Origin of the sequence: Pseudomonas sp. HS-18, from assembly GCF_020401845.1 — a bacterium.
Lineage (GTDB): Bacteria > Pseudomonadota > Gammaproteobacteria > Pseudomonadales > Pseudomonadaceae > Pseudomonas > Pseudomonas nitroreducens.
Window position 1 is genome coordinate 2,438,804 of sequence record NZ_CP084413.1, and the last position, 21,641, is coordinate 2,460,444.

Consider the following 21,641-nt stretch of genomic DNA (forward strand, 5'->3'; position numbering starts at 1 on the left):
GCATGGCAAAAGGGTTGGGCGACAAGCTGGTGGTGGCTATTTCCTCGCGGGCGCTGTTCGATCTGCGGGAAAGCCATCAGGTCTATGAAAGCGAGGGTGTCGAGGCCTATCGCCAATACCAGATCGCCCGAGAGGACGAAGTCCTGCCGCCAGGCGATGCATTTGCCCTGGTGCAGAAGCTACTGGCCCTCAATGGCGGGACCGACAGCGCGCCGGTGGAGGTCATCCTGGTCTCGCGCAACAGCGCCGACACCGGCCTGCGCGTGTTCAACTCCATCCAGCATTACGGCCTGGGCATCTCGCGCGCCGCCTTCGTCGGCGGTCGCAGCCCCTATCCGTACCTCAAGGCGTTCAACTGCCACCTGTTCCTCTCGACCCACATCGAGGACGTGCGCAACGCATTGGATGCCGGCTTCGCCGCGGCAACCATCCTCTCCGGCGGCACACGCCGGGAGGCCAATGGCGAGCTGCGTTTCGCCTTCGACGGCGATGCCGTGCTGTTCTCCGACGACTCCGAACGCGTCTACCAGCAGGGCGGGCTTGAAGCCTTCCAGACCCACGAGCGCGAGTCCGCCCGCGAGCCGCTGGGCGGAGGGCCGTTCAAGCCCTTTCTGGCGGCGCTGAACCGTGTGCAGCAGGCCTTCCCGCAGGAGTCCTGCCCGATCCGCACGGCTCTTGTCACTGCGCGGTCCGCCCCGGCCCACGAGCGGGTGATCCGCACGTTGCGCGAGTGGGATATCCGCCTGGACGAATCGCTGTTCCTTGGTGGTCTGGACAAGGCCGCTTTCCTCGAAGCCTTCGCCGCGGACGTGTTCTTCGACGACCAGCCGATGCACTGCGAGAAGGCCCGGGAAGTGGTAGCCACCGGCCATGTCCCCCATGGTGTGAGCAACGAGAAGCAGGTCGCCGGATAGCCGCTGGGCCGCGACATCCGGCCTTATCGGAGCGATTCGCGTTCTCCTGCTACGCTGCTGGATAGGCCCCGCCGCGCAGGCAGTCGAGGAGGCCGCATGATCCGATCGATTCTTTACGCCACTGACCTCGGTCTCTACGCCCCCTATGTCCTTCAGCACGCACTTTCGCTGGCCCGTGCCTACGGAGCCGAGGTGTATGTCGTGCACGCGGTGGAGCCGCTGGGGCTGTTCGCCGAGTCCGTCCTGCAGACCTATCTGGACGAAGGCACGCTGAACGAGATGCGCACCCATGGCCTGGCCAACGTCATGGGCAGCATCGAGCAGCGGGTGATGGAGGGGTTCCGCGACGAGTTGGGGGAAGCGCGCCAGGATGCCGAACTGATCCGCTCGGTGCGCGTGGTGCAGGGGGATGCGCCGATGGTGATTCTCGATGAAGCCAAGCGCCTGGGCGTCGACATCATAGTCGCCGGCAGCCACAGCCACGGGGAGGGGCTGAACACGCCACTGGGGCGCACCGCCGGGCGACTCGTGCAACTGGCCGAGGTGCCGGTCTACCTGGTACCGATGCTGCAGCACCGTTGAGCGCTTTGTGACGATACGTCGGGCAAGCCCGGAATTTGTGTAGGGCTTTAGACGAATGGCATGCAGGGCAAAAAAAAACGTCTAGTTTTATTCCTTAAACCATTAATATGGTTATAAAACGACAAGCCCCTGATCGCGGGTCGCGACATTCATTTCGAGGAAAGTCCATGAAGCTTCAGCAACTGCGCTATATCTGGGAAGTCGCGCACCACGATCTGAACGTCTCCGCTACCGCCCAAAGCCTCTACACCTCCCAGCCCGGCATCAGCAAGCAGATCCGCCTGCTGGAAGACGAGCTGGGTGTCGAAGTCTTCGCCCGCAGCGGCAAGCACTTGACCCGCGTTACCCCGGCCGGTGAGCGCATCATCACCACGGCCGGCGAGATCCTGCGCAAGGTCGAAAGCATCAAGCAGATAGCCCAGGAGTTCTCCAACGAGAAGAAGGGCACCCTGTCCATCGCTACCACGCACACCCAGGCGCGGTATGCGCTGCCTGGCGTGATCAGTGGTTTCATCAAGCAATATCCGGACGTCTCCCTGCACATGCACCAGGGCACGCCCATGCAGATCGCCGAGATGGCCGCCGACGGCACCGTCGACTTCGCCATCGCCACCGAGGCCCTGGAGCTGTTCGGTGACCTGATCATGATGCCCTGCTATCGCTGGAACCGATGCGTGATCGTGCCCCAGGGCCACCCGCTGACCAAGGTGCCGAAGCTGACCCTGGAGCTGCTGGCCGAGCAGCCCATCGTCACCTACGTGTTCGGCTTTACCGGCCGCTCCAAGCTGGACGAGGCCTTCAACCAGCGCGGCCTGGTGCCCAAGGTGGTGTTCACCGCGGCCGACGCCGACGTGATCAAGACTTACGTGCGCTTGGGCCTGGGCGTCGGCATCGTCGCGCACATGGCAGTCGATCCGAAGCTGGATAGCGATCTGGTGATGCTCGACGCCAGCCACCTGTTCGAATCCAGCGTGACCAAGATCGGCTTCCGTCGCGGCACCTTCCTGCGCGGTTTCATGTGCGACTTCATCGAGAAGTTCGCCCCCCACCTGACCCGCGACCTGCTGGCCAAGGCCGTGCAGTGCCATAACAAGACCGAGCTGGATGAGCTGTTCGACGGTATCGAGCTACCGGTCTACTGATTGCGTTCATAGCAGCGAGAAGCCCGGCATCTGCCGGGCTTTTTCATATCAGCCTATGCGCTAGCGCAGTATCGGGAATGCTCGGGCGCGTGCGATCCGAACCGTCGGCCATGGGGAAGCTTCCTTGTGTCTCAGGGGCGGGCAGAACTGGCCCATCAAGAAAGCGCCAAGGCTGAGGTTTACAGGCGATCCAGATCGTCGCGCCGCGCCAGTTCAGCGAGGGCCTCGCGTGAGTCCAGCGGTAGCTCTCCACGGCCTTCGAGCACCTCGTGGAGGAAGCTCATGAACACCGTGTAGACCACCTCGCGGCCGTCATCGTGACGAACCACGAAGAACGGTGCGGTGTCCACGCCGTACTGTGCGGCAACCAGCCAGCCGGTGCTGGCGGGGTTGCGCTCGTCGGCGACCAGGGTGCGGTCGATGCGGCTCAGGTAGCCACCCTTGACCAGGCGTTCGTGGACTTCGCGGCACTTGCGGCAGTCCTGGCCATCGGCCAGGACCTTTTTCACCAGGGTGATACGCATGGGATCGACTCCGCCGCAGGCGTGGAGGAGTCCGATCCTGTGCTGCGGGTAGACAAGGAATTTTCCGTCAGTCGAGGGTAAGGCTTCAGGCCTTGCTGATCAAATTACCGGCGTGCAGGCCACACTCTTTCTGCGTGGCTTCTTCCCACCACCAGCGGCCTTCGCGCTCGTGCTGGTTCGGCAGCACGGGGCGGGTGCAGGGCTCGCAGCCGATGCTGATGAAGCCGCGCTCATGCAGGCTGTTGTAGGGGATTTCCAGCATGCGGATGTAGGCCCAGACGTCTTCGCTGCTCATGTTGGCCAGCGGGTTGAACTTGACCAGCGGCTTTTCCGGAGTGGAGAAGGCTCCGTCCAGCTCGACCACGGCGACCTGGCTGCGGGTGCCGGGGCTCTGGTCCTTGCGCTGCCCGGTGGCCCAGGCGGTCACGGTGGAGAGTTTGCGCTTGAGCGGCTCGATCTTGCGGATGCCGCAGCACTCGCCGTGGCCGTCCTTGAAGAAGCTGAACAAGCCCTTTTCCTTGACGAACGGCTCCAGCAGGCGAGGGTCCGGGGTCATCACCTCGATGGCGATACCATAGTGCTCGCGGACCTGTTCGATGAAGCGATAGGTCTCCGGATGCAGGCGGCCGGTGTCCAGGCTGAATACCTTGACGTTCTTGTTGAGCTTCCAGGCCATGTCCACCAGCACCACGTCCTCGGCGCCGCTGAAGGAAATCCACAGGTCGTCGCCGAAGTGCTCGAAGGCAAACTTCAGGATGTCCTGTGGGGATTTGCTGGCGTAGCTCGCGGCGATTTCCGCGATATCGAACGGGAGGCTCATCAGGCGGTATTCCTAGTTTTAATGGCGCAGTGCGCTCTGTGGGCGCGATGGTAGCAAAGAGGGGGATATGCCCCTAAATAACCATCAGGAAGGTCGACTGATGTGTTTGGGTATAAGTGCCGCGTTGCGCCGCTTGGAGCGAGCGGCTAGAGTGCCGCCTCTCAAGTCAATCCTGCGGGGAAATCGTTCGTGGAAATCGCCTGTCTCGACCTGGAAGGGGTTCTGGTTCCGGAAATCTGGATCGCCTTCGCTGAAAAAACCGGTATCGAAGCGCTCAAGGCGACGACTCGCGATATTCCGGACTACGACGTGCTGATGAAGCAGCGTCTGCGCATTCTCGACGAGCACGGCCTTAAGCTGTCCGACATCCAGGAAGTGATCGCCACCCTGAAGCCGCTGGAAGGCGCCGTGGAGTTCGTCGACTGGCTGCGCGAGCGCTTCCAGGTGGTGATCCTTTCCGACACCTTCTACGAGTTCTCCCAGCCGCTGATGCGCCAGCTCGGTTTCCCGACCCTGCTGTGCCACAAGCTGATCACCGACGAGACTGATCGCGTGGTGGATTACCAGCTGCGCCAGAAGGATCCGAAGCGTCAGTCGGTCATCGCCTTCAAGAGCCTGTACTACCGTGTCATCGCCGCTGGCGATTCCTACAACGACACCACCATGCTCTCCGAAGCCCACGCCGGCATCCTGTTCCACGCGCCGGAAAACGTGATTCGCGAGTTCCCGCAGTTCCCGGCGGTGCACACCTATGAGGACCTGAAGAAGGAATTCCTCAAGGCGTCCAATCGCCCCCTCAACCTGTAAGACCGGCTGTGATGAAAAAGCCCCGCGGATGCGGGGCTTTTTCTTATCGGCTTCTTTTTCTGTAGGTAACTGGCAATCCTAGCGAGCCTCACAGGCTTTCCAGTGTGCGCAGCAGCACGCCCACCTTGGTCAGCGACTCCTCGTATTCTTCCTCCCAGTTGGAGTCGGCCACGATGCCGCCGCCGGCCCAGCAACTGGCCTGGCCGTCCTTCACCAGCACGGTACGGATGGCGATGGAGCTGTCCATCTCGCCGCGAACGTCGAGATAGAGCAGGCTGCCGCAGTAGATGCTGCGCTGGGTCGGCTCCAGTTCGTCGATGATCTGCATGGCGCGAACCTTCGGTGCGCCGGTGATGGAGCCGCCGGGGAAGCTGCCTTCGAGCAGGTCCAGCGCATCCTTGTCGGCCGCCAGTTCGCCGCGCACGCTGCTGACCAGGTGGTGGACATTGGGGTAGGTCTCCACTGCGAACAGCTCGGGTACACGCACGCTGCCCGGCCGGCAACTACGGCCCAGGTCATTGCGCAGCAGGTCGACGATCATCAGGTTCTCGGCGCGGTCCTTCTCGCTGGCGAGCAGGGCTTCGGCGTTGTTCCGGTCGGCCTCGGGGGTATTGCCGCGCGGGCGGGTACCCTTGATCGGGCGGGTTTCCACCTGGTTGCCGTGAAGCTGGATGAAGCGCTCCGGCGACAGGCTGAGGACGGCGCCTCCAGGCAATGCCAGATAGCCGGCAAACGGCGTAGGACAGGCCTCGCGCAGCGCGCGATAGGCCAGCCAGGGGGAGCCGCTGCAGGGCGCGCGGAAGCGCTGGGTGTAGTTCACCTGGTAGCAGTCGCCAGCGAGGATGTAGCCGTGCACACGCTCCAGCGCTTCGCGGTATTGCTCGCGACTCAGGTCAGGACGGAATGGCATGCAAAGCCGGAAGGGCGACAGCGCTTCGTCGTCGTGAGCGCCTTCGAACAATCCGATCAAGCGTTCCCTTTCTCTCCTTACCAGAGACGGGTGGAACACTAACTGGCTGCTGCACTCCTCGTGATCGGTAATCAATGCCCAGGTGTACAGGCCCAGGCGCGCATCGGGCAGGGCGAGGTCGTCGAGGTTCGGCTCGGGCAGGTGCTCGACGCGCCGGCCGAAGTCATAACCGAGATAACCGATCATTCCGCCGACGAATGGCATTTTGCGATTATCCGGGACTGTTGCCTCGCCCAGGCTCTGCAAGGCGACTCTTGCGCGGGCGAAAAAGCTCTTGGCCGATTCGTCGGTGGTGGGTGCCAGTTCTGCCAATGGCCAGGCGCTCAGAAGGTCATAGCGTCCACGGGTGGCAATGGGGCGACCGGCGTCCAGGAGAACGGCGCCGGGCGCCTGATGGATCAGGGCGAAGCGTTCGCCCGGGTCTTCTTCGTAAGGAAGCGGGTGTAAGAAACAGTCAGGCATGGGCAAAAGTGTGCAGTGCGTTAGATGTTCACTTGCGGCTGGATAGTCGATGCTAGAGCGTTCTTCATCCGTTTACGTAGGAAACGCATTCTGATAAGAAGTGAGAAATCCCACGGACAGAAGCTCCGTACCAACAACGATAATGACATAGGGATACAGGCCGTGGATGTAGTGCTCGAGCCCGCAGTCGGCAGCCTACTGCGCTCCAGATTAACACCCCCTCGGGTGCCTGCTGATTATTTGATTCGTCCCGCGGTCCAGAATGCCTTGGACCGTCATCCTTATGCCTCGATACTGCAGTTCTGCGCGCCGGCCGGTTTTGGCAAGACCACCGCGCTGGCGGCGCTGGCCGGCAAGCGCGCGAGCGAAGGCCACCAGGTCGCCTGGCTCTCCCTGGAGAGTGACGACGACGATCCCGGCCGCTTTTGCCTGAAGCTCATCCAGGCGCTGGCCACTGCCGTGCCGGGCATCGGCGAGGATGCGCTGGGCTACGTGCGCAACACCATGCGCGTGCCCGTAGTCGCGGTCATGGAAAGCCTGCTGATGGACCTCTCCCGCGACGAGCGCAAGGTCCTGCTGGTACTCGACGACCTGCATGAGATCACCCATTCCGACGTCTTCGCCGGCCTCAATCGCCTGGTGCAATACGCGCCGCCCGGCCTCACCCTGGCCATCGGCAGCCGTTCCCAGCCGCCGCTGAACCTCGCCACCTGGCGCGCCAAGGGCCTGCTGCTGGAAATCGGCCAGGACGAATTGCGCCTGTCCCGCGACGAAACCCGCGAATACCTGGCCCGCGATGGCCTGCAACTCGAAGATAGCTGCCTGCAGTCGCTGCACAACCAGACCGAAGGTTGGATGGCGGGGGTGCACCTGGTCAGCCTGTGGTTGCGCCAGCAGTCTGGCGCGCCGGAGGACCTCAAGCTGCTCAGCAGCGACAAGGCGGCGGTGGGCGATTACCTGCTGCGCGCGGTGTTCGAGCGCCTGCCCGCCGATGTGCAGGACGCACTGCTCTCGCTGGGGATTGCCAATCGCCTGAACGGCGACCTGGCCAATACCCTGACCGGTCGCCAGGATGGCCAGGCGCTGCTGGAGCACCTGGACAGCATGCAGCTGTTCCTCCTGCCGCTGGACCGGGATCGCCAGTGGTACCGCTTCCACCAGTTGTTCGCCGACTTTCTCCGGGCCCGCCTGCGCGAGCGCGACCCGGAACGCTTCAAGCAACTGCACTTCAACGCCAGCCTGTGGTTCACCAACCACCACATGCCGACCCTGGCCATCGAGCACGCCTGCCTCGCCGAGGACCCGGAGATGCTCGCTGCGCTGGTGGACGGCTGCGGCCTGGAGCTGATCAACCGTGGCCAGCTGTACCTGATTTCGCGCTGGCGCAAACATGTGCCCAACGAGATCGCCGAGCGCTACCCGATCCTTGTGCTCAGCGACGTCTGGACCCGCGCCACGGAGCTCAGCCTGCCCGAGGCCAACCGCATGATCGACGAGCTGCTGGCGCGCTGGGGCGACTCGCGCGGCAGCGGCCCGATGGGCAACCAGTACCTTTCGGCACTGGCAGTGAAGGCCGTGCTGGCGCTGCAGAAGGATGACCTAGAGCAGTGCATCACCCTGGCGCGCAAGGTGGAGAGCCAGCTGGGTCAGAACTCGGCGTTTCTCGAGGGAGCCATCCTGCTGATCGCGGCCTTCGCCCAGGTCGTGCGTGGCCAGGCGGAGCAGGCACGTCGATTGATGGGGTTGGCGCAACAGCGCAACCACTTCCTCGACGGCCGCTACCTGCACATGCAGCAGTGCACCATCGAAGTGGTGCTGGCGCTGGAGCAGGGCCAGGTCAAACAGGCGCAGATGCTCATCGAGCGCGTGCGCGAGCAGGCCATGCCGCTGTTCGACAAGCGCTCCCAGGCGCTCGCCCTGCCGGCCATCGCCGAAGCGCTGACCGCTTACTACCGTACCGAGCTGGACGGCCTGGAAGAGCGGCTGCGCTGGGCTCTGGGTCGGGTCGATGTGGTCAATCCCATCGACCTCTACGCTCAGGGCATGCAGTGCCTGGCGCGCATCCAGCGCCTGCAGGGGCGCGGCAAGGAGGCGCTGGCCACGCTGGGTCTGATGCAGACCCTGGCCTCGCGCAACCAGTCCTGGCGCTTCTTTGCCATGGCAGTGGGCGAGGAGATCAACCTGATCCTCCAGGAAACCGCCACTGATCGCTGCAAGCGCGCCGAGCAGCGCCTCAAGACCATCGACTGGGCCAAGCTCGCCAGCCACTACAAGCAGATGCCGTTCAACCCGGTGCTCTGGGTACAGGGCATCAGCCGGGTTCGCCTGCTCCAGGCGCGCGGGCACTTCAGCGAGGCGCTGCACGAAATCACCCAACTGCGCGGCATGCTGCAGCCGGGCTGGCACGGCCTGCAACGGCTGCGCCTGGACCTGCTGGCGGCCTTGAGCTACCAGCGCCTGGGCTATCAGGAGCGCTCCCACAGCCTGCTCGGCCAATGCCTGGTCGGCGCCGAGCGGGAGGGGGTGCGGAGCATTTTCATCGAGGAAGGCGAGGGGATTCGCCAGTTGCTGCAGCAGCTGGAATCCACCGAGCGACAACCGGCACTGCAGGTCTTCATTCGCGGAATGTTGACCGTCTGGCCGGGGCAGGAAGCACGCAGGTCACCCGAGGTGCTCGAGGAAGGTCTGACCGACCGCGAGCGCGAGGTGGTATGCCTGGCGGCCCAGGGACTCTCCAACGAGGAGATCGGCCAGCAGCTGTCGCTGGCCCTGGGCACCGTCAAATGGCACCTGCACAACATCTACGAGAAGCTCAAGGTGCGCAATCGGACCCAAGCGATACGCCGTGCCCGCGAGCTGAGTCTGCTCTGACATGACGACCCTGACCACACTGCCGCAGCAGCCCATGCCGCTGCTGCGCACCAAGCTGTTCCCGCCGCGCACCGACAGCGATTCGCTGCTTCCGCGCCGCGCCCTGATCGATCGCCTGTACGCCAATCGCCAGCAGCGCGTGCTGATCCTCAGTGCACCGGCCGGCTTCGGCAAGAGCACCATTCTCAGCCTGTTCCGCCAGCGCCTGATGCAGAGCGGGGCACGGGTCGCCTGGATGTCCTGCGACGAGGGTGACAGCGAGCCGCAGCGACTGGTGCAGTACCTGGTGGCGAGCATTCGCAGTGTCGAGGCGGACTTCGGCACCAACACCTCGAACCTGCTGCAGTCGGACATGACCCTGCCGCTGGAAGGCATCATCGACGCCTTCCTCTCGGATCTCAGCCGCCTCGACGGGCCGCTGTACCTGTTCCTCGACGACTTCCACCAGATTCGCCACCCGGCCCTGGCCCACGGCGCGCGCTACCTGATCGAGCACCTGCCGGACAACATTCGCCTGGTCACCAGCACCCGTTATCGCCCGCGCTTCCTGGTGGACGAGCCGGGCCTGGCGCCGTGGGCCTTCTGCCTGAGCGGTGACGACCTGCGCCTGACCCGCGAGGAAACCGACACCTTCCTTACCGAACTCAAGGGCCTGGCGCTGAGCGACAGCGAGCTCAAACTGCTGCACAAGCGCACGGAAGGCTGGATCACTGCGCTGCATCTCGCGGCGCTGGCTCTGGCGCGCAATCCGGATCGCGCGGCGCTGCTCAAGGGGCTCTCCGGTACCGAGCGCGACCTCGCCGATTACCTCGCCGAGGACGTGCTGCGCAGCCTGCCCGAACCGCTGCAGCAGTTCCTCGACCAGACCTCGGTGCTCGACGAGTTCTGCGCCGAGCTGTGCAATGCGCTGACCGGGCGCCGGGATGGCCTGGACATGCTGATGCGGTTGCAGAATGAGCAACTGTTCATCATCCCGCTGGACGACCAGCGCGAGTGGTTTCGTTATCACCACCTGTTCGCCGAGTTCCTCCAGGGCCGCCTGGCGCGCAACTCCGACCCGACACCGCTGCTGCACGCCGCGGCTCGCTGGTGCGAGAGTCGCGACATGGCTGACCGCGCGATCAAGTACGCCCTGCGCGCCCGTGACTATGCGTTTGCCGCCGACCTGCTGGAGCGCCAGGGCGCCAAGCTGATCGCCGGCAACCGCGTCTACGGCATTCTCGGCATGCTCAGCAGCATTCCTGCCGAGGTGATCCGCGAACATCCGGTGTTTCAGATCTTCTACGCTTGGCAGCTGGCCTTCGAGCAGAAGTTCGCCGAGGCCGAGGCGCTGATCGAAGAGCTCAGCGTCCGGCTGCTGCAGGGCCAGGGCAAGGTGCGCCACTTCGGCATGGCCGAGTTGCTCGCCGTGGCCCAGGTGCTGAAGGCGCTCGTGCTGCTCTACCAGGACAAACTGGAGGCTTGCCTGAAGGTGGCGCGCCAGTGGCTGGCGCTGGTGCCGGGCAGCCAGCCGGTGTTTCGCGCCAGCCTGTCGTGCATCCAGGCGGCTGCGTATGCGCTGCTGGGTGACTATGCCGAGGCGGCCAACGCCATCGGTGTTGCCCGTGATTGCCTGCGCATGGCCGATAGCGAATACCTGCAGGTCGTGGTCAGCATGATCGAAGCGCTGATCTGCAAGGAACGCGGCGAACTGGAGCGCGGCCGGACCATTGCCGAAAGCGCGCGCAGCCGAGTGGAACGGGTTTTCGGTCGGCGCAGTCGGGTCGGCGGACCGCTGTCCCTGGCCTATGCCGATTTGCTGTATGAGCAGGATCGCCACGCGGCGATTCTCGCCGAATTGCCCTTGGCCACCACCTGGCGCGATGTCGCCACGCCGGTGGAGCTGATCAGTCGTGGTCAACTGGTGATGGCCAGGGCGCGTTTCTTTGCCGGTGAAGCCGAACAAGGGTTGGCCCAGCTCGACGAATGGTTGGTTGGCCTGCAGTCGCCGGGCTATGAGCGTGTGCATGCGTTGGCCATGAGCTGCAAGGTGCAATTGCTGCTGTGGATGCGCCGGCCGAACGAGGCCGAGCGTGTGTGCCTGCAACTGGCGGGGCATCTCTCCGGGCTCAACGCCGAGCGCTATGCCGACGCTCACTCCGCACTGGTGATGGCCGAGGCGCGCCTGGCTCTGTCAGAGCGCCATGCCGAGCGTGCCCAGCAGCGTCTGGAATCGTGCCTGGCGGGCTTTACCTCACTTTATCAGCGCGACCGGCGGCTGCGTCTTTCGCTGTTACTTTCTGTGGCGTATTGGCAGAAAGGTAACAGCGAAAAAGCCTTCGCTTTGTTCGCTCCCACCCTGGAAGAAGCCTGGAACCTGGGCTACCGGCGGCTGTTCCAGGACGACGCGCTGTGGCTGCTACCGCTCTGGGATGCCTGGAAGGTAGCTGAACCCAAACGTGCCTCGGCCTGGCAGGGGGTTGCGGAAATGCTTCGCGAGCAGTGCCGAAGGCTGTCTGTCGATCCGGAAAGTTTCGAAGAGAATCAGGATGTTAGCCATCGAGAGCGGGAGATTCTGCGGCTCGTGGCGGCGGGTTTGTCGAACCGCGACATCGCCCAGGCGGTGCATTTGTCGGAGGCCACCATCAAGTGGCATCTGCACAACCTGTTCGCCAAGCTCGGCGTGCGCAGTCGGACTCAGGCGGTTCTCAAGGGAAAGAGTCTGGGATTGCTGAGCGAAGCTTGAGTCAGACGGTTCGTTTGCGCCATCCCTTGGATGGGCTGGCAGGTTCACGGCGGGTCAGTAGCTTGGAGATCAGGACGCGAAGCTTCGTGCTTCACGAATCCATACCTGCGGCGCCTAAGGAAGAAGTCGTGGGTCTGGAAGATCGGCAGCAGCCGGTCAACCTGCAGCGGGGTAGGACGCCCCTTGCAGTGCCTGGGGCAACCCCACCTGAACACTGGAGATTTATAACAATGAAAATCAAGCAACTGGTTCTTGCAAGCGCAGTTCTGGCCGCTCCGTTCCTGGCACATGCCGACATGAAATCCATGGATGACGCTGCACTGTCCGGTATCACCGGCCAGGATGGCATCAGCATTTCCGGTACCTTCAACGCCTCCATCGGCGCCATCACCTACAAGGACGCCGATGCCGGCGGCGGTTCCCTGGTCCTGCAGGGTATCCATCTGCCGAGCGTGACCATTGCCGACAACGCCCCGATGACTGTCGACGTGGTGACCACCAACATCACCCCGTCCGGTGGCGGCACCGCTGTTGCAACCCAGCAGCTCGCCATCGGTCTGCCCACCGTGACCGGCGACGTTACCATCGACGCCGTCAAGGTTGGCACCACTGGAGCCAGCATTGGCTCGCTGACCGTTTCCAACCTGAACCTGGCTGGTTCGACCGTGAAGGTCTGGGGTCACTGATCCCGAGGTTGTACGCGCGGTAACCCTTGCCGGCGCCTGCCGGCAAGGTTTTTCCAGGATTGAAGCGAAGGGGGCTGGATGTTCGAGATTCTGCTGGGAAGCCTGCTGGGTCTGTTCGGTTTTACCCAGGCGGTGGATACCAAGCCGCAGCAGCAGGGCACAGTGAATATCTCGCAGCCGCTCACGCCCAACGGACCGTTTCGCGAGTCGGTGCAACTTGAACCGATGAGCCAGGTGCAGTTCCGCAACGTTATCCGCCAGGCCTATGACTACAGCTGTGGCTCGGCGGCACTGACCACGCTGCTGGATTACTACCTGGGCCGCAATCTGGAAGAGCGTCAGGTCATGGAAGGCCTGATCAAGTACGGCGAGGCCGACAAGATCGTCCAGCGCCGTGGTTTCTCGCTTCTGGACATGAAGCGTTATGCCGCTGCACTCGGCTACAAGAGTGGCGGCTTCCGTGCCGAGTTCTCCGACCTGGACTCGCTCGAACACCCGGCGCTGGTGCCGATCCACTATGCCGGCTTCAAGCATTTCGTCGTGGTCCGCGATGTCTACAACGACCACGTCTTCGTTGCCGATCCTGCCTTGGGCAACATCAGTTTCACCCGCGCCCGTTTCGAAGAAATCTGGGACCAGAACGTGCTCTTCGTCATCTACCCCAGCGGCCAGGAGCCCAAGAACGCCCTGGAGCTGCGCGAGGCCGACCTGCGTCTGGTGGATGACCGGACCGTCAGCCTGCTGGCATTCCGCGAATTCCCGGAGATGAGCAAGCTCACCCAGAACCAGATTGGCGAAGCCGCCACGAAGGGGGATGTTCAGTACATCCGGCGCAAGTGATCGCCCGATCGGCCCAGACGAATAAGAACAAGACCAGGGGATAGCAACATGGATTTCAAGGGGTTTGCGTGCGTTGCCGCTCTGGCCTTGCTGGTAAGCACCAGCACCAGCACCATCGCCGAAGAAGCGACAACCGAAGACGCGCGTGACGCGCTGGCCAAGAAGGACACCGATGCCGACAGCGCCAAGGCGCTGGAGCAGGTGTTCCAGGCCGCCGAGAAAAGCTACACCCTGCTCAAGAAGGGTGAGCGCCAGCTGACCTACGGCTTCGACTACACCCTGATGCGCGACACGCGCCTGCAGGCCGTGCGCAGTGGCGAGAACGTCTACAGCGTACTGGCCCAGAGCGAGGCGCAGCACACCTTCACCAATTCCTTCACCTTCGACTACGGCATCTGGGACAACCTGACCTTCAGCATGCGTCTGCCCTTCGTTGCCAAGTACGACACCGAGCGTGACATCCATGCCTACAGTCTGGGCGACGTTTCCGCGACCCTGCGCTGGCAGCCCTGGGCGGCGCGTCGCGGCCGGCCGGTCACCACGCTCTACGCAACCCTCGGCCTGCCCACCGGCGACAGCCCGTACAAGGGTAACGTGCAGGACGACGTTTCCACCGGCAACGGTTTCTACAGCCTGGGCGCCGGTGCCAACATGTCCTACGTGATCGACCCGGTCGTGCTCTACGGCTCCCTCGGTTACACCTACAACATGAAGGTCGACGACATCCACCAGAACCAGTACGGCGAAGAACTGGAGAAGGTGGTGCCGGGCGATACCCTGAACTTCGCCATGGGCATGGCCTACGCACTGTCCTACGACGTTTCCCTGGCCACCTCCTACCAGATGGCCTACTCGTTCAAGAACAAGTACTACTTCAACGACCGTACGGTCGAGGCACCCGAGCAGACCAGCGCGATCATGAACTTCTCGCTCGGCCTGCGAACATCGCCGGACTACATCGTCAACGTGAACGCCGGTTTCGGTCTGACCGAAGACTCGCCGGATGTACTGCTGGGGGTTTCCCTACCCCTGGATATCCAAGGCCTCAAAGCCCAGTAACCGACGAGCGACTACCACATGACTATGCGCATTTCGCCCCTCGCGGTGGCGATGGCAGGGGTGGGGTTTGGCTGGGCGACGCTCGCCAACGCCCAGTTGGCCAACGACCTGACCATCGGCAACCCCAAGGCCATGGCCATGGCCAACGCGGTCACGGCCGACTCCACCGGCATCGACGCGGTGCACTACAACCCCGCCGCCCTGACCAAGCTCAAGGGTCGCCAGACCCAGATCAAGCTGATCACCGGGGTCATGGACATCCGCGCTGGTTTCAAGGCACCGCCGGACTATGGCTCCGCCGCATTCGGCCTGGACGACGACCCGGTGGCCGGCCAGAACAGCCGTACCCTGACCCCGACCATGTACCTGCCGGGCCTCGGCGGCATGACCGACATGCCGCTGCTGGTGGCGCCACTGGCGGGGCTGTCGATCAACCCGCCCGGCTCCAAGTTCACCTTCGCCACCAACGTCTACGCGCCCCAGGCGCTGGGCTATTCGCGCGACTCCGACAGCGACCCGGCGCGCTACGAAGGCCGTCGCGTCTCGCTGCAACGCATCACCTACTTCTCGCCCTCGGTGGGCTATGAGGTCAACGACACGCTGTCGGCGGGCCTGTCGATCGGCTTCTCGCACCAGGCCATGGCCCTGGACACCGACTTCCGCAACCCCGGCCTGCTCACCGGCCTGCTGCAGACCCTGCACGACACCACCTGTGTGCCGGGCGCGCAGGAGATCGTCGAGTTGGTGTTCAACGTCTGCGGTGGCCGCATCGGCCCCTACGATTCGCTGGCCAACCTCAAGCTGGACATGCAGCAGACCCTGTCGCCGAGCTTCAACCTCGGCGTGCTCTGGGAGCCCTACGACTGGTTCGCCTGGGGCGCGACTTACCAGAGCGAGTCGCGCATGCACCTCAAGGGTAAGTACCGCGTCGACTACACCAAGGACTGGCAGGGCTTCTGGTCCGGCATGCAGAGCTCGGTGTTCGGCGCCTTCCTCAGCCCGCTGTTCCCCTATGGCAATGCCGAGGAAGAGCACGGCGTGGCGACGCTGAACATGGTCAACCCGGACAGCTTCTCCACCGGCATCAAGGTACGTCCGTTCGACAAGTGGCAATTCAACTTCGACCTAAAGTGGACCGACTACAGCGACTGGAACAAGCTGGAAATCGAGTTCGACAAGGAGCTCGACCTGCTGCGTATCGCCAAGAACTTCGCGCCCAACGGCGCCACCGACCACAGCATCATCCTCGACCGCGGCTACCAGGACACCTGGAGCTACGCCATGGGCATGCAGTACGACGTCAACGACCGCCTGCAACTGCGCGCCGGTTACGAGTACCGGCCCTCGGCGATTCCCAAGGACAAGGCGGATGCCCTGGTGCCCATTGGCGATGCCAACCTCTACGGCCTGGGTCTGGGCTATCAGTGGGACAAGGACACGGTGATCGACCTGGGCTTCAACTACTTCGTCTCCAAGCAGAGCATCAAGGCGGGCACCAGCTGCAACCTGAACTGCACCGGCATCGACAACCTGGTCTACAACCCTTATGCCGGACTCGATGTCAGCACCACGGTGAAGGCCTACGTCTTCGCCATGACTTACCGCACCACCTTCTGAGGGCATGAACATGGGCAGGCTGACCCTCCTGATCTCCTGCATCGCCGCCGCCGGCCTGAGTGCCTCGGCGCAGGCCGCCAGCGGCCGCTACCTGTCGTGGGTCGACGACAGCGGCCAGGTGCACAACACCTTCGTCGACGACAGCTATGCCAAACAGCAACGCCAGGCGGACAAGCGCATCGACCAGAGCGACCGAGCGCGGTTGATCGACGTCAGCGCTACCCAGTGGCCGGGAAGTCGGCCGGCGGGGGAGAGCAAGCGTCGTTATTTCACCTGGGTCGATGCCCAGGGCAACCTGCAGAACAGCTTCTACGCCGCCGGCCAGGTCGCGCCTGGGCGTGCCGACTATGTGCTACCCAACGGTGATCATTCTTCCGAGTATATCGATGCCGAGTCCTATGAGGACCGCGGCTTCGTGCGCAGCGAGAACGGCAGCCCTTACTTCACCTGGGTCGACGACAAGGGCCAGGTACGCAACTCGCCGATCACTGCGCAGCAGCGCGGCGAAACCTTCCGTCGTGGCGAACAGGGTGGCAGCCAGATCGCCTTCACCGAAGGCCGTCAGATCGACCTGAAAACACGCCCGAGCAACTTGCCGGGGCTCGATGGTGCAGGCGAGCAGACCGACGCCATGAAGGCACTGCTCAAGGGCAGCGGCAAGACCCTGGACGATCTCTACGTCGACCTGCAGCGGCGCTGCTGCGACCAGATGGGCGAGGGCGACTTCACCGAACTGTCGGCCGAGGAACCGCGTTATGAGGAGCTGAACAAGTTCTCGCCGAGCTTCGACTTCCCCATGGGCAAGAGCTACTACGTGGCGATGAAGCTGCCCAGCTCCCAGCGCGTCTACGGCCTGCGCGTGCGCAGCTTCGCCAATCACCAGGTGGTCTACCCGTCGCTGCTGTTCCTCGACGAGCAGAAACGCCCGACCCGGCTGGTGAGCGACGCGGTGTACAAGCTCAATCCGGAAACCTGGTATCGCTACGCGTTCATCGAGGGGACCATCCCGGTGCGTGCGAACCAGGGCGAGCGCTACGTGCTGTTGCTGACCACCGATGAGGACCGCAGCCTGCAGACTCTGGATAACAAACCGTACAAGCGCCCGCTGGAGAACCTGGCGGTGAACGAGGCGGGGATGAAGGTGCGCGATCACGGCGACCAAGGGGGCTTCGAGCTGGCGGTGGTGCGCTGAGCTGAAGCTCTTTGTAGGACCGAGGGGGACGCCTAGTTATTGCTCGCGAACCGCCCGACTGCGGAGTTGCCGGGGGATCCGTTCGCGAGCAAGCTCGCTCCTACAGGTAGATTGCGGAGCGGCTACCCCATGAAAAAGCCCGGCATTTGCCGGGCTTTTTCATGGGGTAGGGCACTCAGACTTCCTTCGGATGAACATGGCCGAACAGCTGCTGGGAGAAGCGCACGCGCTCCTCCACGGTCTCCTTCACGTCCTTGGCTTCCAGCTCGGCGATATGCGCCTCCACGGCATGGGTGCGCAGGGTCAGGCCGCAGTCGTTGGCGATCTGGATGTTCAGGCCGGGGCGGGCGTTGAGCTCGAGGATCAGCGGGCCCTTGTCCTGGTCCAGCACCATGTCCACGCCGATGTAGCCCAGGCCGCACAGCTCGTAGCAGCCGGCGGCGAGCTTCATGAAGCCGTCCCAGTTCGGCAACTGCACGCCGTCCACCGCATTGGTGGTGTCCGGATGCTTGCTGATCTTGTTGTTCAGCCAGGTGCCGCGCAGGGTCAGGCCGGTGGCCAGGTCCACACCCACGCCGATGGCGCCCTGGTGCAGGTTGGCCTTGCCGTTGGACTGGCGGGTCGGCAGGCGCAGCATCGCCATCACCGGGTAGCCCATCAGGACGATGATGCGGATGTCCGGCACGCCTTCGTAGCTGATGCTCTTGAAGATCTGGTCCGGGGTCACCCGGTACTCGATCAGCGCGCGGTCGCGGTGGCCGCCCAGGGAGTACAGGCCGGTGAGGATGCTCGACAGCTGGTGCTCGATTTCCTCGTGGCTGATGATCCGCCCGGAGACCGTCTTGTAGCGTTCCTCGAAGCGGTCGGCGATCACCAGGATGCCGTCGCCGCCGGCGCCCTGCGCCGGCTTGATCACGAAGTCGCTGCGCTCGCCGATGATTTCCGGCAGGCGTTCGATCTCCTTCTCGGTGGAGATGATCCCGTACATTTCCGGTACGTGGATGCCCGCTTCGATGGCGCGCTGCTTGGTGATGATCTTGTCGTCGACGATCGGGTACAGGTGCCGCTGGTTGTACTTGAGCACGTAGTCCGCGTTGCGTCGGTTGATGCCCATGATGCCTTTGGCTTCCAGGGCTTTCCATCGCTTGATCAGGCCGAACATGGCTTAGTCCTTGAGGAAGGCTTTGAAGCGGAACAGTTCGGTCAGGCGGTAACCGCGGTAGCGACCCATCGCCAGCATGAACGACACCAGGATCAGCAGCACGGCCGGGAAGGTGAACACGAAGTACACCAGTTCCGGTACGCGCATCAGGATGTGCGCCAGGGCGGCGGCGAACAGGGTGCCGATGGCAGCCTTCATGGCGTGGGCGGCGCCGCGCTCTTCCCAGGTGATCGACAGGCGTTCGATGCTCATGGTCAGGATCACCATCGGGAACAGGGCGACCGACAGGCCGCTCTCGAAGCCGAGCTTGTGGCTGAGCAGGCTGATAGCGGCGATCATCACCACCACAAAGGTCAGCACCACCGACAGGCGCGGCAGCATCTGCAACTTCAGGTGTTCCAGGTACGAGCGTAGCGACAGGCCCAGGGCGGTGATCACCGTGAACAGGCCGATGCCCCACTGCAGGCCGGTCTCGCGGAAGGCCAGGGCGATCAGCACCGGGGTGAAGGTACCCAGGGTCTGCAGGCCGATCAGGTTGCGCAGCACCAGGATCACCAGCACGCCGAACGGGATCATGATCATGATCTGGAAGGTCTGCTGGGTAGACAGCGGCAGGCCGTACAGCGAGTATTCGAGGAAGGCCGCGTCGGTGTTCTCGTCCGACAGCTTGGCCAGGCGGATGGCGTTCATCTCGCTGCTGTTCAGGCTGAAATTGACCGTCGCTTTCTTGCCGCCTTCGATGGACAGCAGGCTCTCGTCACCCAGCCACCATATCAGGCGGTCGTTGGGCAGGCCGCGTTCGCCGGTTTCCGGGTTGAAGTACAGCCACTCCTTGCCGTTGTAGCTGCGCAGCCAGAGTTCGGGTTGTTGCGGCTGGTTGGCGACCAGGCGGATGGTGTGCACACGCTCCAGCGGCACGTGGGCCACGGCGAGCAGGGTCTCGACCACGTGGGAGCGCTTGTCCAGGCTGGTATCGCCGGCCAGCAGCAGCTTCACGTTGTCGTCATTGAGGTTGTTGGCGCGCTTGATGGCTTCGCTGACGAAGGTCTCGACATCCGCCGAGTGCTGGCGGATGGGCGCGATCAGCGCTTCGGCGGCGATCTTGTCCGGGCCTTCGAGCGGCAGGCTGTCGCGGAAGATCGGGCCTTTCTCCTTGGCTTTTTCGCCGCTGGCGCCGGCATAGCGCTTGGTCAGCACCAGGCGGTAGTAGAGAGTCTGCTGGCCGCTGGCGCGGCGCGAGGACCAGGTCACCTTGCGGTTGCCGTCCGAGCGGTTGATGCCCACGCCGTAGTTGTTGGAGACGAAGCTCTCGTTGAGGCTGACGTAATCCTGAGTCAGCGGCGGCACGAACATCTGCACCTTCACCGGGGTCTTCGGCGTGGCGACGAACTCGACTTTGGCGTCGATGTTCCACAGGTCGTCGGTCTCGGCCTCGGTCATGGGAATGCCGAGGACGAAGATCTGGTAGGCAGTGATCGCGACGCCCAGCGTCAGCAGGATGGCGATCAGGACCTTCAGATGCAGGGTAAGAGAGCGCATGGGATTACTCGGCAGGTTTCGCTACGGGTTGGCAGCCGGGCTTGCCGGCAGCGTATTTCAGGCTCGGGTCGACCAGGGCGCCGAAACGCTTTAGCGCGTCGGAGCCGATCAGAAGCGGGTATTGGAAGGCGCTGCGGTCGGTAAGGTTCACTTCGATGGTGCGCAGGGCCTTGCCCATGCACAGCTCCAGTTCGATCACCGGGCGCGCGGTATAGGCCTTGCCTTCGTCAGGGTCGTAGTCGCCGTGGCGGCGCTTGATCTTGCTGATGCGCGCCAGGGGTTTCTCGATGGGCTGGCTGTCGGCGGTGTCGGTGGCCAGGTAGAAGCGCACCCAGGTCTCGCCGTCGCGCTTGAAGCGCTTGATATCGCGGGCGCTGAGGGAGGCGGTCTTGGCGCCGGTATCGAGCTTGGCGGCCAGTTCGATGTCCAGGTCGTTGATCCGTGCGTATTCGTTCAGGCCATAGACGGTCTTGCCGGCAGCGGCGCTGATGCCGGGAAGCAGAAAGATGCTCAGGAAGAGGAGCAGGGCAGTGGGCTTGAGTCTCATGGGCCTTGATGAGTGAGTGGCCGCAAAGCCTTGAAAAGAAACGCCCCGGTCGTCACCCCATATGGCTGTGGCCGGCATGCCGGCCGGCGGGACCTGGTGACGCCAGGCAATAGCGCGGCGAATTCTATCATGTGGTTTTTCGCTGGCGACAGTCGGTTGGCGCCTTGGCAGGGTATTTGTTTCAGGCTAATGACAGGCCGGCGCGTACCTGCCGAACAGCGAGGCGAGTGGCAGACTTTCCCCGTCCCGTCCGACCGCAGGAAGGCCGGACGGGTTCAGGGCGTCAGGGTTTTTCTTCTTGCGCAGTGACTTCGGTCCAACTGCTGTCCGGGTCGAAGCGGCTCATCTTCATGGCGATCTTGCCGCTCTCCGGGCCGAGGTTCTTCGAGAAAATCTCGCCGTCGTGGCTGATCATGAAGCTCATGACACCGCTGTCGCCGTACTTCACCGGCCAGGCGATCAGGGCAAAGCCGCGAGTCATCCTGCCGCCGATCTTATAGTCGTAGGCGCCACCCGGTGCCGATGGCCCCTGGGCGGTGAGGATGCGGTAGTGGTAGCCGTGCCAGCCGTCACCGGGCAGTTCGTCGCCGAACAGCGGGCCGAGCGGGCTCTCCTCGCCGCCTTCTTCCTCGGGCCAGTACAGGCCATCGTGGTGTCCGTCGCTGCTGACGAATTTCTGTGCGTATTCCAGGATGCCGTCACCGTTGCGGTCGACCTCGGCGAAGTCCATCTGCGCATCGTGGTAGGCCTGCACGGCTTCCAGGGTCGACTCCTCGTTGCGACCGATGCGGCGGATGCGGATTTCCTCGCCGCCGGCCTTGGCGTTGAATGCCCAGCCTTTTTTCTCCTGCTCGATGGGCAGGGGCAGCGTCCAGGGATCGTTGCCCACCACCAGATGCGCGCGCCTCGCGTTGTCCTTGTGGATTTCGTGCTTGTCCCGATAGTGCGCGAGGAAGGCGTCCACCTCGTCGCGGTCGATACCTTCGGTGGGGATGTAGTTGTGCCAGTCATTGCCGAGCAGGGCAGCGAGGCGCTCCGGATCGGCTTTTTCGGTGCCGAGTGCAGCGATGAAAGCGTCGGCGGCGGCTTCCGGGGTGGGGAAGGACTCCTGCGCCAGCAGGAGGCCGGGCAACGCACCCAGGAGGGCGAGCGCCAGCAGGCGCGATGCGATATGCATGACTC

General features: G+C 63.6%; 18 protein-coding genes. 11 read left to right on the forward strand and 7 right to left on the reverse strand.

All coding sequences use genetic code 11. From position 1 onward, the window contains the following. Positions 1 to 2: 2 nt before the first annotated feature. From LDJ84_RS11460 to cysB, 3 genes are all read left to right on the forward strand, one after another. Positions 3 to 914 (forward strand): 5'-nucleotidase, encoded by a 912-nt coding sequence (locus tag LDJ84_RS11460; RefSeq protein ID WP_065084144.1) that lies wholly within the window; start codon positions 3 to 5, stop codon positions 912 to 914. Between the two features lie 96 nt (positions 915 to 1,010). Further along, positions 1,011 to 1,496, forward strand: coding sequence for a universal stress protein (locus LDJ84_RS11465; protein ID WP_038803683.1), 486 nt, complete (start codon positions 1,011 to 1,013; stop codon positions 1,494 to 1,496). A 167-nt stretch (positions 1,497 to 1,663) separates the two neighbouring features. Further along, positions 1,664 to 2,638 carry an HTH-type transcriptional regulator CysB gene (cysB, locus tag LDJ84_RS11470; RefSeq protein WP_024765699.1) on the forward strand — a complete coding sequence of 325 codons (975 nt, stop codon included), beginning with the start codon at positions 1,664 to 1,666 and terminating at the stop codon, positions 2,636 to 2,638. Positions 2,639 to 2,817: 179 nt separating this feature from the next. Here cysB and LDJ84_RS11475 read toward each other — a convergent pair whose 3' ends face one another. Next, entirely contained in the window at positions 2,818 to 3,162 is a 345-nt protein-coding gene (locus tag LDJ84_RS11475; protein ID WP_024765700.1) for a hypothetical protein, read from the reverse strand. Between the two features lie 85 nt (positions 3,163 to 3,247). Beyond that, positions 3,248 to 3,982, reverse strand: a complete 735-nt coding sequence (locus LDJ84_RS11480; protein ID WP_037007390.1) for a phosphoadenylyl-sulfate reductase — start codon at positions 3,980 to 3,982, stop codon at positions 3,248 to 3,250. Between the two features lie 189 nt (positions 3,983 to 4,171). Between LDJ84_RS11480 and thrH the strand changes: the two genes are divergently transcribed. Next, complete coding sequence (gene thrH, locus LDJ84_RS11485; RefSeq protein ID WP_065084145.1) at positions 4,172 to 4,789, forward strand: bifunctional phosphoserine phosphatase/homoserine phosphotransferase ThrH; 618 nt, start codon at positions 4,172 to 4,174, stop codon at positions 4,787 to 4,789. 88 nt (positions 4,790 to 4,877) lie between these two features. Here thrH and pabB read toward each other — a convergent pair whose 3' ends face one another. Then, the gene (gene pabB, locus LDJ84_RS11490) at positions 4,878 to 6,221 is read right to left on the reverse strand and encodes an aminodeoxychorismate synthase component I (protein ID WP_065084146.1); all 1,344 of its coding nucleotides are present in this window, start codon (positions 6,219 to 6,221) and stop codon (positions 4,878 to 4,880) included. Between the two features lie 162 nt (positions 6,222 to 6,383). On the opposite strand from pabB, the gene LDJ84_RS11495 reads away from it, so the two are divergent. From LDJ84_RS11495 to LDJ84_RS11525, 7 genes are all read left to right on the forward strand, one after another. Next, positions 6,384 to 9,092, forward strand: coding sequence for a helix-turn-helix transcriptional regulator (locus LDJ84_RS11495; protein WP_024765702.1), 2,709 nt, complete (start codon positions 6,384 to 6,386; stop codon positions 9,090 to 9,092). A 1-nt stretch (position 9,093) separates the two neighbouring features. Continuing rightward, a complete protein-coding gene (locus LDJ84_RS11500; protein ID WP_038803685.1) occupies positions 9,094 to 11,817 on the forward strand; it encodes a helix-turn-helix transcriptional regulator in 2,724 nt (907 codons plus the stop codon). 230 nt (positions 11,818 to 12,047) lie between these two features. Next, the gene (locus LDJ84_RS11505; RefSeq protein WP_024765703.1) at positions 12,048 to 12,503 is read left to right on the forward strand and encodes a DUF6160 family protein; all 456 of its coding nucleotides are present in this window, start codon (positions 12,048 to 12,050) and stop codon (positions 12,501 to 12,503) included. 78 nt (positions 12,504 to 12,581) lie between these two features. After that, positions 12,582 to 13,343, forward strand: coding sequence for a C39 family peptidase (locus tag LDJ84_RS11510; RefSeq protein ID WP_024765704.1), 762 nt, complete (start codon positions 12,582 to 12,584; stop codon positions 13,341 to 13,343). Positions 13,344 to 13,391: 48 nt separating this feature from the next. Then, positions 13,392 to 14,402 (forward strand): transporter, encoded by a 1,011-nt coding sequence (locus LDJ84_RS11515; RefSeq protein ID WP_226046336.1) that lies wholly within the window; start codon positions 13,392 to 13,394, stop codon positions 14,400 to 14,402. Between the two features lie 18 nt (positions 14,403 to 14,420). Further along, complete coding sequence (locus LDJ84_RS11520; RefSeq protein WP_024765706.1) at positions 14,421 to 16,019, forward strand: outer membrane protein transport protein; 1,599 nt, start codon at positions 14,421 to 14,423, stop codon at positions 16,017 to 16,019. Positions 16,020 to 16,029: 10 nt separating this feature from the next. After that, the gene (locus LDJ84_RS11525) at positions 16,030 to 17,211 is read left to right on the forward strand and encodes a MalM family protein (protein WP_170859578.1); all 1,182 of its coding nucleotides are present in this window, start codon (positions 16,030 to 16,032) and stop codon (positions 17,209 to 17,211) included. A 175-nt stretch (positions 17,212 to 17,386) separates the two neighbouring features. Here the strand turns inward: LDJ84_RS11525 and LDJ84_RS11530 are convergent, their stop codons facing one another. The 4 genes from LDJ84_RS11530 to LDJ84_RS11545 all read right to left on the reverse strand — a co-directional run bounded on the left by LDJ84_RS11530 (position 17,387) and on the right by LDJ84_RS11545 (position 21,636). Then, positions 17,387 to 18,373, reverse strand: a complete 987-nt coding sequence (locus LDJ84_RS11530) for an alpha-L-glutamate ligase-like protein (RefSeq protein ID WP_226046337.1) — start codon at positions 18,371 to 18,373, stop codon at positions 17,387 to 17,389. Between the two features lie 3 nt (positions 18,374 to 18,376). Further along, complete coding sequence (locus LDJ84_RS11535; protein ID WP_038803686.1) at positions 18,377 to 19,912, reverse strand: inactive transglutaminase family protein; 1,536 nt, start codon at positions 19,910 to 19,912, stop codon at positions 18,377 to 18,379. Positions 19,913 to 19,916: 4 nt separating this feature from the next. Then, on the reverse strand, positions 19,917 to 20,459 hold the full coding sequence (locus LDJ84_RS11540; protein ID WP_024765709.1) for an ATP-dependent zinc protease: 543 nt from the start codon (positions 20,457 to 20,459) through the stop codon (positions 19,917 to 19,919). Positions 20,460 to 20,742: 283 nt separating this feature from the next. Beyond that, complete coding sequence (locus tag LDJ84_RS11545; RefSeq protein ID WP_196912467.1) at positions 20,743 to 21,636, reverse strand: DUF2950 domain-containing protein; 894 nt, start codon at positions 21,634 to 21,636, stop codon at positions 20,743 to 20,745. Positions 21,637 to 21,641 lie beyond the last annotated feature (5 nt).